Origin of the sequence: Longimonas halophila, from assembly GCF_002554705.1 — a bacterium.
Classification (GTDB): Bacteria; Bacteroidota; Rhodothermia; order Rhodothermales; family Salinibacteraceae; genus Longimonas; species Longimonas halophila.
The window spans coordinates 63,216-75,632 of sequence record NZ_PDEP01000008.1 but is presented as its reverse complement, the minus strand read 5'-3'; the positions used below and the strand labels follow the sequence as shown (position 1 = coordinate 75,632).

Annotated in this window: 10 protein-coding genes; all 10 read right to left on the bottom strand. The window is 50.2% G+C overall.

Going from position 1 to position 12,417, the window contains the following annotated elements:
- Nucleotides 1-37 precede the first annotated feature (37 nt).
- The 10 genes from CRI93_RS09515 to CRI93_RS09470 all read right to left on the bottom strand — a co-directional run bounded on the left by CRI93_RS09515 (nt 38) and on the right by CRI93_RS09470 (nt 12,376).
- Entirely contained in the window at nt 38-817 is a 780-nt protein-coding gene (locus CRI93_RS09515; protein WP_176521814.1) for a hypothetical protein, read from the bottom strand.
- 1,403 nt (nt 818-2,220) lie between these two features.
- A complete protein-coding gene (locus CRI93_RS09510; protein WP_098062403.1) occupies nt 2,221-3,423 on the bottom strand; it encodes a glycosyltransferase family 4 protein in 1,203 nt (400 codons plus the stop codon).
- A complete protein-coding gene (locus tag CRI93_RS09505; RefSeq protein WP_141491652.1) occupies nt 3,420-4,811 on the bottom strand; it encodes a hypothetical protein in 1,392 nt (463 codons plus the stop codon). Before CRI93_RS09505 ends, CRI93_RS09510 begins: the two co-directional genes overlap by 4 nt.
- A gap of 256 nt (nt 4,812-5,067) precedes the next feature.
- Nucleotides 5,068-6,084 (bottom strand): glycosyltransferase family 4 protein, encoded by a 1,017-nt coding sequence (locus CRI93_RS09500; protein ID WP_098062401.1) that lies wholly within the window; start codon nt 6,082-6,084, stop codon nt 5,068-5,070.
- Between the two features lie 9 nt (nt 6,085-6,093).
- Nucleotides 6,094-6,930, bottom strand: a complete 837-nt coding sequence (locus CRI93_RS09495; RefSeq protein ID WP_098062400.1) for a sulfotransferase family protein — start codon at nt 6,928-6,930, stop codon at nt 6,094-6,096.
- On the bottom strand, nt 6,927-7,664 hold the full coding sequence (locus tag CRI93_RS09490) for a hypothetical protein (RefSeq protein WP_141491651.1): 738 nt from the start codon (nt 7,662-7,664) through the stop codon (nt 6,927-6,929). Before CRI93_RS09490 ends, CRI93_RS09495 begins: the two co-directional genes overlap by 4 nt.
- A 378-nt stretch (nt 7,665-8,042) precedes the next feature.
- The gene (locus CRI93_RS09485) at nt 8,043-9,113 is read right to left on the bottom strand and encodes a polysaccharide pyruvyl transferase family protein (RefSeq protein WP_098062398.1); all 1,071 of its coding nucleotides are present in this window, start codon (nt 9,111-9,113) and stop codon (nt 8,043-8,045) included.
- A complete protein-coding gene (locus CRI93_RS09480) occupies nt 9,110-10,060 on the bottom strand; it encodes a glycosyltransferase family 2 protein (protein ID WP_098062397.1) in 951 nt (316 codons plus the stop codon). The genes CRI93_RS09485 and CRI93_RS09480 overlap by 4 nt, the downstream gene beginning before the upstream one ends.
- Before the next feature lie 301 nt (nt 10,061-10,361).
- Entirely contained in the window at nt 10,362-11,273 is a 912-nt protein-coding gene (locus CRI93_RS09475) for a sulfotransferase (protein WP_098062396.1), read from the bottom strand.
- Between the two features lie 116 nt (nt 11,274-11,389).
- Entirely contained in the window at nt 11,390-12,376 is a 987-nt protein-coding gene (locus tag CRI93_RS09470) for a sulfotransferase (protein ID WP_098062395.1), read from the bottom strand.
- Between the last annotated feature and the right edge of the window lie 41 nt (nt 12,377-12,417).

Sequence of the window (12,417 nt, the reverse complement as noted above, 5' to 3'; positions counted from 1 at the left end):
GGTATGATAAGAACTAAAAGTGGATACGACAACGAGGCTACTGCCGTGTGCTGGAATGCCCCGTAACAGAAGCGCGTGTAAGGTAAGCAGCATGGGTCTCCCTTGCATGTTCCAGCGTGCGACGAAGGCGCTTATCGCTTTTCAATTCCTCTTCGAACGCCGTTCGAACGCGCTCTTTTATCTCACCCCGCCGCTGGTTTGGACCTGCATGATATCCTCGACCAGCGTGAATGGCGTCTGCCGCCTCTTTTGTGTGATTGAATACATCAAAATCTGTATCGAACCGGACATTCACAGCTTGAATCACTGCCCCAAAGTCTTCGATCACCTGCTTGAATGGTGCGGTGACGAACTGATCCTCGTGCGGTTTTAAGGCGTCATAGAACGCCTGCCACGCTTCCAGTTGCCGACCAAACCCAGATATCTGCTCCGGCACCGCACCGGTCTCGACCAGGCGGACTTCATGAGCCAGAGCAATGTTCGAAACGATTGCATCGCGGGGATCCCGAATCAATACAATCGCCGGAATGCCTCGCTCGCAGGCCCGCATCGCATTGGCTGCAACATGGGTGTGATGGGCAAGCCGAATATTGTGTGACTGGGCTGCTTCAAACGCTCCGGCTGCAAAGCTGTTGGCTGAACGCGGGAAGCCCTCAATGCAGATATCGGTATCTTGATCTACAAGTAGCGCATCGTACCCGCTTCGACGCCGAAAAATGGGAAAGTAGAGCGCAGGGCGTGTGCCGAGAAATGTTTTCAAGTGGTGCCGAAGGATGCGTAGCCACTTCCGGGTAATCGTACGACGTAAGTCTGACATGCAATGGTGGATGCGACGTATGTATGCGATCGTGGAAGGCTTTTCGTGCGGGGCAGATGTTTACGTGAGGCGCTTAGTCCTTGGCATGCTTGCCACTTCTGCAGTGTCATTCCGAACGAGGTCGAGGAATCTGCTGCACCCTCGAGGCGCTCTTTTGGGCGCGCGCTGTTTAGCCCCGAACCCCTACCGAACTTTTTGTATGCAGCAGTGCTGTACAGGTTGTTGCCCAACCCAAGTTGCGACCTACAGAGCTGTCATTTTGAGCGGATACCGACACCTGCCGGTAGGAGTCGAAACACGAGCAAAGCGACTGACGAGTGAATACGAGCAAATCTCCTTATCGCACCTGTTTTGCTCTCCTTGGGGGAGATTCTTCGTTGCCATGCTCCTCAGAATGACAGAACGTGAGGAGTGGGTACCATACCTCATAACTTAAGTTACCTACGAAACGCCTGTCGATGTTGCGGGCGGATTGTATGCTGCCTTGCAAAGACGTAAGCAAAAGATGACCGAGTTTGGGGTTGATGCCCAAAGAAAACAGCTTCCAAGTTGTGGAGTTGTCCCACTTTTGTGAACAGGAAAGATTCCGGCTCTGCTCTCGACTTCCGTCGGGATTGTCCGGGATGACTTTGTGTGGGTTTGTTCTACGACGTAGAACCTGCCTTCTCTCATATCACCAAACCATCAGTTCAAGTCACCAAGAACTTGATCCAGCGTCTTACTTATTGCATCTGGACACGAATATTCGGTAGTGCTAACACGTTAAATGGCCCCTCCCTGAAGGCGGTCTTCCCCGCGATTTCTCGGTTGTCATGCTGAACGCAGTGAAGCATCTCAACACGAGCCTACGGAGGGGATACGATGTTGGCTCACGGGGAACGCCACGACGCGCGGCATGCTGGGCATGAGTGTCCGGCGTTGCGATCCTTCCGCCTATCGGCGTCAGGATGTCGGACGGACCCGTCTTCAAGATCGGAGACGATCACTTATCGTCCAACCACTACCGAATATTTAAGCATGGTATGCCGCTGGAGCTGACAACTAATGCAAGGTCAACCAGTCTGTTTTGAGTGTTTCAGATTACAGGCTTCACGCCTCCCCGTGGTCCTCTCCGCGATATGGCAATGGAACCCATGTAGGAAGCCCGTTCGGCCTCGAAGAAGTGGGCCGCCCGGACGAAGCCCGGAGGGACGCGCCCGAAAATTGATCCTGTTTAAGCGAGCTTGCGAGTGAGTTTGATCAATTTTAGCGGACCGAAGGGCGCAGTCAGGCCCAGTTCTTCCAGCCTTGATCTTTTTGGTTCGTTTTTGCATCAAGGCAAAAAATGAACGTCCCCATCCACGTTGGACGCGGCACCTTGTGCTACAAGCCCAAAAGAACTTATTGAGTCTATCCTTTTCATCTCACGCCCCCTCTAAATACCCTTCCAAAAACGCCACCACCCGGCTTCGATACCGATCCCATGTGTACTCCTGTGCGGCAGCATGGGCGCTCGCGGACATAGATCGCACCACTGCGGGATGATCTATGCACCAACGCATCCGATCATAGAGCGCGTCAGCATCTTCTGCCGGGATGACCCAGCCAGACTCGCCTTCTGTAATGACCTGCTTTGCACCTACGTGCTCCGTTACAATAGCGGGAAGCCCCGTGGCCATAGCCTCAACAACGACCATCCCAAACGAGTCGTGACGCGACGGAAGCACCAGGCAGTCTGCTTCTTGAAATCGACAGGCAAGCTCCGGTTGCGGCAGTCGTCCCAGACGTTCTATGCAGGAGGAGTTGCCCCATTCTATTCCTGTATCTTCGCCTCCCGCAATCCAAATCCGAACGGATTGCATGTCTGTATCCAACTCGCTGTGTAGTCGCTTCGCAGCCTCGATCAGCAGGTCAATCCCTTTGCGATACCCCGCATGCCCAGCAAAGATGAACGTGAATGGCGCGTCGGCTTCTGCCGCGGTCTCTTCCATCTTCTGAAAGCGCTCCAGGTCACAGCCGACCGGTACAGATGTTACCTTGTCCGGTGCAACGCCGCCTTCGATATAGCTCTCACGTGCCAGATCGGAAACCGTAAGTATATGATCTGCCTGAGCGATTTCTTCGTCTTTGCGCGTGTTGATCCACTGGTGTACGGCCTCAGGCTCAGGATAGTCATACGCTTCGTCCTGCCACGCATGATGGAAGCTGGCCGCATCCAGGACGGTAACCATGCCACGCGCTTTGGCTGCGCGAAATGTATGAAGAGCTGCGTTTTCGTATGCAACCACAGCACGAGCATTGGTGCTATCGAGGCGGCGTGCACACCAGCGATCAAACCAGGCCATCCCGGCATGTTGTACAGCTACGCCCCACGATGCAGGCACAAGTGCAGCCATGCGCCGCGCTACAGGTCCCACAATGTTGTGGGCCACTTTATCCTTCGGCAGATCCAGCAATGCGTGCTTTTCGAACAGGCGACCAACGGAGCGCCACCAGGTGCCCTGGCCCAGCGGACGTGCAGGCACGCCCGTCCAGTATCCAGATAGCTGCTCGTGGTTATGCAGCGCCTGCGCTAACTGGTGCGAGTGCTGGCGATTAGGATGTGTGACTAATACTGAATCGCTCATCCACGCCCCGCATTCGATACAGATTGAACACGCTGTCTCATTGCCCGAAAGGCTTTTTGCCGTTCCTCTTGCCGACTCCAGAGCCACACCGCAATCCCTGCATAGAGCCAATACATAGCACCAGCAATGTGATTAAATACAATCATTCCCGTTCCCATACTTAGTAAAAGCTGACTAAATACTGTGATGCCGAGTAGTGCTTCCCATGCCGTGTTTGCACGACGCAACGCCTGCCACGCAATCCATACCAGCCAGACTTTCAAAAGAATATATAAGGCACCTCCAATCACCCCAAGTTCAATAATTACACGCCCCACCTCTCCCTCATACCCAACGCCTACATCTACTCGCCCCCCTGCAAGGGCCCCTGCGGCATTGTGCGTCCCCCCTGTCCCATAGCCCAACAGCCCACCCACAGGAATTTTTCGAAAGGGATCAGTCAGCATAGACTGAACACGCGTATCCTGATCACTTGCGGTTTCCATCCGATGCTCAATTCCTTCCCACCCCTGGGAGACCCATCCACTATGCTCGGCAACATAGCTTCCAGATAATGCAAGCAGACCTACTAAAACCCCAATATAGACCCCTTGCTTTCCACTCAGTACCGCGTACAGAACGAAAGGCAGAGGCACAAGCATGCCCAGCACAACACTCCGTGAACCGTTCATCGGAGCCACGATGAGTGTAAATGCAAGTAAGGCTCCGCCCATCCACGTATACCAGCGATGTCCGTAGCGCAAGCCTGCCAGAAACATACCCATAGCCAGAAAGAGCACCGAAGAGAGAAATGCACCCATCCCTCCAATATAGCTAAACGTACCCGTAATACGAGGTCGAGAAAGAACTCCTACGACGTTTGCTTCATCTGCCACGTACTGGTTGATCCATGCGTCCACGGGCTGCCCATACTGGTAGAACCCAAGCAGTAAGATAGGAACAATACCCAAGACAACAACCCACGTAAGCACCCGCTCTGGACGTCGTATTCGATCCATGATAGGTGGCATCAGAATCAACAGGGCCGTATATAGCAGATATGAGCGTGCCCCGATCACACTTCCCGGTATCGAAGGGAAATTAAAGTTAAAGACCTGCAGTACGACAATGAATGCTAGTCCGCTCCATAGGACCGGCAGAGCTGTCTGGCGTAGAGATGGGCGGAGTTGAAACCGGTGTCGCATGCCATACAGCGCAAGGGCTCCAACCAACACAATGTCTTTTGCTACATAGAGCGGTGTCGCAAGTCCAGGAAGAAACCACTTCCGAAACGCTCCCTGCCAGATAATAAGCACAGCAAACAGACCCACTGCCCATACCCACGCAGGTAACGTCGCTTTTTTCGAGCGCGGTGTAGTATGTTGGCGAAGGGCACGAATGCTGGACATAAACTGCTACGTGATTCAAACAACGAGGCAGATATATGAGAGATCTGCTTCCACATGTATTCTGGGCGCTCTGGGTTGATCCAGAATCCTGATATCTGGACCAGCGGTAAGACTGATTTGAAACTCCCACCCTACATCTACCGGCCTGTGTCACTTGCCTGGATGTCGTTCAGGCAGTGAACAGACAACTGTTTGAATGGGACTGGATCATGATTTATGGCATGAAGAGGTCTCAAACCCAATGTAAAGTATTTCCTCACGATACCTCTTCCACATATCGCTCAATCACCTCTAGGTACGCATCTGCCACGCGGTTGATGCGATGTCTGGCGATATGAGCAGGCATCGCATCTCGCAACTGACTCCGCACAGCAGGATTCAGAGCCTTTTCGATGCCCTCGGCCAGTGCTGCTGGATTCTCCGATTCGACCAATATCCCACATTCTCCAACCGATTCGGGCAGACCGCCAACATTCGAAGCAACTACCGGACAGCCACAAGCAATAGCCTCCAGTGCAACAATACCAAATGCTTCATAGCGGGACGGAACAAGAACTGCACTTGCATGCGCATATTTCTGAGAAAGCTCCTTCGAGTCTGTCCAACCGACGAAGGTCACATCCTCGGCGAGTCCGAGCATTGCTGTCCTTTTTTTGAATAGCTCCCGATCTTTCCCTCCACCACATATTGTTAAAGAATAACATTTCCCTTTTTGGTGTAGCTGATAGAGTGCATCAAGTGCAATGTCAATACCTTTCCCATGCACCAAACGCCCGACAAACAGAAGACCTTGGCGTTCTGAATCGGACTTTCCCTCTCTATCAAATATGGGGCGAAAGGTGTTAGGGACGATTTCTGCAGGACCTAGTATCGTGTTGGCAACGGCCTGACAACTGGCAATATTGTATCCCAGATGGGTGGCCCATCGCTTGAGTTGATTAGGCAGATCGAATCCGTCTTTGTTGGATGTAAGCAGGTTTGGATGCCGATATACAATTGGGCAACGCATGATAAGCGGGTATCCGAGGCTGCGAAGTGAAACCCCATTTTGAAAGAACACATCTGCCCAACGCAACTGTTGAATCCATTCTGAAGTTGACGGCTGACGAATTACGTCAAGTGCTTCAAGCTCTTTCTGTTCATGAAGCGGCGTCGCTGTAATGACACGTACGTTGTGACCCCGCTTTTGCCAAGTTGTACTCAGCCCTTCGGCCATCATTTCAAGACCACCGACCGAGGGGTAGAAGGCGCGGCTTTCAGTTAAAATCTTCATGTGAAAATATTATATCCAGTGCGAAAGATCAGTGTCCAGATACACCTCTAATGCCGCGTTGCTCTCTGCATACTGCTCTTGCAAGAACGACCGGTCACGTTCGTTCATTGTAGGCTTTTCTGTGTCGAAGAAAAGGCTGCGTACTTGACTTCGCAGTTTTTCAGTTGCTTGCGGGAAGTAGTGCCCAGCCTGTTCCCGAATCATCTGCCATCCTTTGCGCACCAGGTGATATGCACCACGAGACGCTGAATACTGCGTAACATTGTGCTTCGACGAGGCCTCCGGGGTGAATGATGGATCTACCCCAAGACGCTCATAAATGCTTTGCACAACATCCATCGGGGTGCTCCTGAATGCGTCATAGAAGTACACATGCAATTGCTCTTTTCCGAAGACATCCTCGTACCGCCTGAGGTGATTGATGTACTTGCCCTGCCGAATCATATCCTGCCCAAACTCGCTCTCAGGATCGCGAATGACTTCCCCAAAGCTGCGATCAGGACTTGCTTTCCCGGTATATACATAGAAGTGATACTGGGAAAACGCCCGGTCAATCGGATTCCGGAGGATGCATACAAGCTGAACACCCGGTATATGATGGTGGATACGGGATGGCGCTTCTTTGCTCTGTAGCAGGCGCGCCGTACCTTCCCCGACCGCCGTTTCGCCTTCGTAATGCTCGAAGTGACTTGCAAACCACTCAATGCCCTTGTCGTAACGCTCATCAAAAAACCAAGTCTCCTTGGGTCGGCTGAAGCAAACATCAGGATGTTGCCGCAGAAACTGGCTAAGAGCCGTCGTCCCAGTCTTTTGGGCACCGATAACCAGAAAGTTCGGGAGAATCATAAGGTGGGATTGGAAATGTGCATCAAGTCAAACATGGAGCGGGCAACTTCTACAGTACATGCGTTTGTTTGATACCAGGCGTACCCTTCTTGATGTACAGTCACTGCTTCATCAGTCGATATCTGCGTTCTGCTTTGTAGACGAATGAAGTGCCGCCCGTCATGAATAGTCTCTGTTGCCCGAGGTGGAGAGAAAATGAGCGGCACCGCACCGTGTGCCACATACCCGCTCCAGATTCCCGATTTAGTCAGGTAGTCAACCGGATAATGCAGCAATCCAGCCCTTGCATCGGACAGCAGTGCGCTAATCGATTCGGCGGACTGAATGCCACGCTCCTCAACTGGCATATAAGAAATTGCTTCTGGAGCGGCCCCCGGCGATCCTATATCCACGACCCGTCGGATTCCCAGATCACGCATCATGCTTATGTGAGCAGGCTGCAAAGCATCGTACAAACGCGTCTTCATTCTTTTCCCTCCAAACACCACCGCGTACGGCTCACGTTCATCCCACGATGGCACATGCTCAGGTTCACCCACATTCGAGAACACCGGCTGTATGCGGACAGGCGTTTCCGCAGGCACATAACGACGAAGCCAGGCCGCTGACTTCGCCCGATTTGTGACAATGGCACTGCTCAACCGCGCCAGCTGCGCCGCTATATACCGCTGCACCGGCGAGAGCCAGAACGCGCTGGTCCAGGGTGGTCCGGTAGCATATAGCTCATGAAACATCGTGATCAACGGTACACCGTTCTCGCCACAGGCTCGCTGCAATGCACGAAGTAGCCAGAGAGGGGCACCGCGTGGGGCGTATCCATAGCTGGAGTACTGAAGCAGGCCCACGACAGGTCCACTCGCTCCGTTGGAAAGCTGTTCTATAGTTGCGCTCAAGGCTTTGGCCGAGTACGATCTATCATGATCTACACACCGAAAGTCCACTTCTGGAGGTTCGGCAGGTGTCTTTCCTGCCCGAACTAGCACAGACTCCACCGCCCCATCTGACACCTCTGCCAATCTCTCGGACAAGATTGCAGTGTAGTCGGCAATCCCGCCTACGGTGGGGGGGAGTTCGGGAGCAATATGTACGAGACGAACGGGAGACACGAGTTCTCAGGATATAGCGTGTAGGGCAGTTCGAATATTGTTACGCACACTGCTTTCGATTCGAGTAAGTTGATCATCAGGCAACACAAATCCTGTTTCATTCAAAAAGCGCCTAACAACATTGTCCCCGTTCTGGGAGACTTCCAGGTGTGTCGCCTGCATGGAATCAGGTATTCCTAGGTTTTGTTTAAGAAGTGTACACTTGCTTGCATAGCTAAATGAAAGAAGCGGCACTTGTGCCTTCAAAGCAAAGATATGTGCATGGTAGCGCGTACCAATGAACCGGCTACACTTTGCCACTGCACGATATGTTGGCTCTACCCTGGGGTCATAAGTATGAAGTTCAACCGGTATGTCTTTGAAAACCCACGAGGCAAACCGCTCGTCTTCATTAGTGAATGGAATATGTACCACATCCCAACCCCGTTCTAAATGGGTGGAGGCAATATTCTGCAAGGAGCGTGTGTACGCCGGGCCAAAGGGCCGTTCCACTTCCTTGTTGTTAGCGGGAATATACCCATGTCCATCCCAAGCCATGTGCCGACTTACCACGTTAACCCCCAGCCGTCTCTTATCCCTAACATATTCTTTAACTGGAAGTGCGAATGCATTGTCGTAAGCAAACTTCGCTCCTTTAATACCCATTTCTGTCAGGGTATCCACGTCTCGGTAGTTACGGCAAGACAAAAACTTTACAGACCTAAGGAAGTCGACACTAGCTTTGGACAGACCGTGATTCGACCAGAACGAGATACCGACGATTGCCACTTGGTGCGGATCGTTTCCGTATTTCTCAACAAGCGAACGCAAGGGGGTTTCCCTTCCCAATGCCCCTCCTGCAACAATCGCTTTACCCTGGCCTATAGGCCATTTTGATAGTCCGACCATCCCCTCACCAATGAGTTGTGTACCTGAACTCACATCTTCTTTTTCGAGTACAGATGCAACTCCTTCACTCAATGCCATATCACCAACATTCTCTCGGTGAACCGAGCCTATGATCGCAACTTCAGGAGTATCAATATGTTGGCATAAAAGATCAAAAACAATTGGTACTTTTCTTAAATAGTAGTTCATTTATTTCTTTTCAATTTTCTAACTGGGAGCTTAATGAACTCAGTTAAAGCGGGACTAAAAAAACTGTCAACGGTCTTTGAGAATAGATCAGAACGTTTGGGGGTAAACATAGGATCTATTTTTTTTAATTTCCTCCATGCATTGAAAAAGCCCCTGAAGTCATGTACAGCCATCATATAGGCAGAGTGCCAAATACCTCTCGCAGCCGCTTTCTGTCTTCTCACATTGAGTTGATCTTTACTGTTAAGTTCATCAACTCCTCTCTCTATAAGATGTATTCGTATTTTACATCTATCTGATACTGAATCTTTTAACTTTTTCTCTGTTGTTATTCTTTTTCCAGAGTGTACGTTGGAAATACCCACAACTCTGTCTACTATTGCAAATGATTTAACATTTGCAGATACCCTGATTGCAAAGTCTTTATCTTGCTCGTATTTCAGTCTTTCATTCCATACTATGTCTTCCAAAAGCTCACTACTAAATAAAAAAACATGTGGCTGAGTGTATATCTCCCCCAAAAAAATACTTGATATTAAGTCTTTCGTATCTTTCTGGTAGGAAACTTTATCTTCAGTCCTATCCCCTACAAATTTGAGGTGCCCATAACACAAGTCTACCTTTTTCCTTCGTAGAGTTTCAAACTCTATTGTCAGTGCACCAGAAGCTAGTCGATCATCATCATCTAAAAACTTGATGGCGTCTCCTCCGGAGGCATTTAGACCGGCGTTACGCGCATGCTGTGCTCCTTTGTGCTGTTGGAGAATTGGACGGATGCGCGTATCTTGCAGTGCTTTAAGCCACTCGCGCGTGCCATCCGTGCTTCCATCATCCACGACGACGACTTCAATGTCAATGCCATTGTTTCCTTCAAAGCAACTGGCTATGGCTGTTTTGAGGAAACTAAGTCGGTTGTATGTGGGGATGATGACGGAAACGTCGGGCATGTTATCTACTAGCTACCATCCAAAAACCACTACTTTCAATTCCAGACGTAATCCGGATGTTGCAGTTCTCTAAACATGTCATATTTTAGGATTGGAATCCTCTGCGTGCATGTCAATTTTGCACGAATGTGCTATTGCAAGAACATGGGAGGTTTCTTCATCCGAAAGATGCAGTTTCCATTTTGTTAGCTGCTGGTATTTAGAGTCTATTGACAATTATAAGAGCAGGGTCATGATGGGCACCACATGCAGGTGGAATTGCACGGGAATGATAGTTCGTGTTCCATACTTTCCAATAACCTTATGCCTGAATGGCTTGCAACTGTAAGAGTCGATCGTAGTCAGGCTCAATGTCTTCCGTGTAGAAATCGAGATCAAAGGCCTTGACAACTTCCAAGACGCGGTTAATTTGCTCTGTTGATAGTTGTTTTTCCCACTTCGAAAGTTGCCTATACTCATCTGTTACCGATAAGTCATCTGAGGCATAGGCCGAAGCGGTGCCGAGTTTCTCTTGAAGCGTCTCTGGAACCTCAGCGTCAAGATAACCAAATACCCGCTCCATTTCGGCGTATCCATCTAACACCAGGCGTTCGTATGGCACGAGAGTCCACGGATGTCCATAATCTGCATACTTAACTAGAGGAATATAGTAATCGAGGCACCAGATTGCTGTCATTTTATCAAGCTTCGTCTCAAGCGAGGATAGTAAGCCTTGAAACTCATCTTGAATATTTGCCGGCGCATTGATATTCACTTCTGCACCATGGAAGCTTTGGTTGGACCATCCACCATGTGCCAGTTGTGAGGCAATTACTGCACAAGGATGCCGTATGATCATCACCGTACCCCGCAAACTAAAACGGTCGTGTAGCCAGTGCAGCAAGCGTCCAGCACGACAGAACTTGACCACCAACTTCTTACGTGTGACTTGCTCCTGAAACTTTCCGAGAGCCGATTTTGCCTCATAATGCCACATTGGTCCATGTGGCACACGACCACTCAATACCTGACTAAAGAATTTTTCAAACTCCTCATTCTCTGTCTCAGGTGCTAAGTGAGTTCGCCATTCGAATCCCAGGTCGCGGGCACGGGGGTTGTTAGGAAGCAAGAGAGGCTCATTGAGAAACTTATATCCCGGCACCTCTCGGAGTAACTCGGCCAACCAGGTCGTACCTGATCGCGGTGCCCCCACCAACATAATCGTGTCTTTCATCCTACAACCTCCTGTCACCTCTATTGCAGCCCTTAAAGCGAACTTTTTTATTTTTTGTGTCGAAATCAATGCCTTGATAGTTTAGGATCAAACCAATGGTTTACGCGAAGCGCAGTCTATTGAGCAGGTTTGACTTGCTCACGCAGAAAGGGTTGTTCTGGCATAGGCTGCTCTGTATAAAATTCGATGCCGACTTGCTGAGTTATGGTCAACACTTCATCTATCTGATCGGTAGAAAGAATATCTTTCCACTTCACAAGTTGCTTGCTAACATTCCCTGTCTCAAGACTTTGTGATGCGGAATGGCTCGGCACCTCGAAGCGCTCAAGCATATTTTGGGGTACGAGTTCGTTGATCAAGTCAAGAATTCTCTTGACCTCCCTCTTTGTATCAAGTAAAAGATCTTCGTAGGTCGTTACTACGAAAGGCCTGTGTACTGGGTATTGAAGGACACAGAGAGCATCAATTGCCCAAACGAGAGCCAGTGTTCCTGCGGCTGTACGCATGTACTGAGTAGCAGGTTGGATCTCTTTCCAGATTTTATCAGGAAGTCCAGCTCCAAGTTCGTCTCGCATTTCTCTAGCAGAGGGGGGCGAAGCTTTGCTCCATACAGCCTTATAGTTCATCTGCGACGCCACAACGGCACACGGATGACGGAACGTGTGGACAATGGCACGAACCGGAAAAGAATCAGATAACCAACCTAGCATACGACTCGCTCTAATGATTTTCACGACGAGCTTCTGATGACTTAAATGCTCATACAACATGAGAGAAGGACGATCAGAATGGAAGCGCCACATCCACAGTGCATCGACATCTCCAGTCAGTGCTCTATAAAGTGCAGTGTGGAGTTCAGGGAAGCTTGTGCCCTTTTCCAAATACGTCCGCCACTGAACACCTTCAATGTCTTTAGTGAGCGCTGAGCTACTTATGTTGAGAGGCTCATTCAGCATCTTGTAGCTAGGGAGTTCCCGTAGCAACTCAGCCAGCCAGGTTGTACCTGAACGGGGTGCTCCACTGACAACTATCGTGTCTTCGACATCGCACAAAGCGAACTGTGTTGCAAGTGAGAAAATCTCTTGTTTAGCCTCTTGTATCATGCTTTTTGGTTTACCTAATTACCATCGAGTGTATATATTTT

Excerpts from the sequence above, each read along its gene's own strand:
- CRI93_RS09485 (WP_098062398.1), bottom strand. The coding sequence starts at position 9,113 with ATGAACTACTATTTAAGAAAAGTACCAATTGTTTTTGATCTTTTATGC.
- CRI93_RS09500 (WP_098062401.1), bottom strand. The coding sequence starts at position 6,084 with ATGAAGATTTTAACTGAAAGCCGCGCCTTCTACCCCTCGGTCGGTGGT.
- CRI93_RS09495 (WP_098062400.1), bottom strand. The coding sequence starts at position 6,930 with ATGATTCTCCCGAACTTTCTGGTTATCGGTGCCCAAAAGACTGGGACG.
- CRI93_RS09510 (WP_098062403.1), bottom strand. The coding sequence starts at position 3,423 with ATGAGCGATTCAGTATTAGTCACACATCCTAATCGCCAGCACTCGCAC.
- CRI93_RS09505 (WP_141491652.1), bottom strand. The coding sequence starts at position 4,811 with ATGTCCAGCATTCGTGCCCTTCGCCAACATACTACACCGCGCTCGAAA.
- CRI93_RS09515 (WP_176521814.1), bottom strand. The coding sequence starts at position 817 with ATGTCAGACTTACGTCGTACGATTACCCGGAAGTGGCTACGCATCCTT.
- CRI93_RS09480 (WP_098062397.1), bottom strand. The coding sequence starts at position 10,060 with ATGCCCGACGTTTCCGTCATCATCCCCACATACAACCGACTTAGTTTC.
- CRI93_RS09490 (WP_141491651.1), bottom strand. The coding sequence starts at position 7,664 with ATGTTTCATGAGCTATATGCTACCGGACCACCCTGGACCAGCGCGTTC.
- CRI93_RS09470 (WP_098062395.1), bottom strand. The coding sequence starts at position 12,376 with ATGATACAAGAGGCTAAACAAGAGATTTTCTCACTTGCAACACAGTTC.
- CRI93_RS09475 (WP_098062396.1), bottom strand. The coding sequence starts at position 11,273 with ATGAAAGACACGATTATGTTGGTGGGGGCACCGCGATCAGGTACGACC.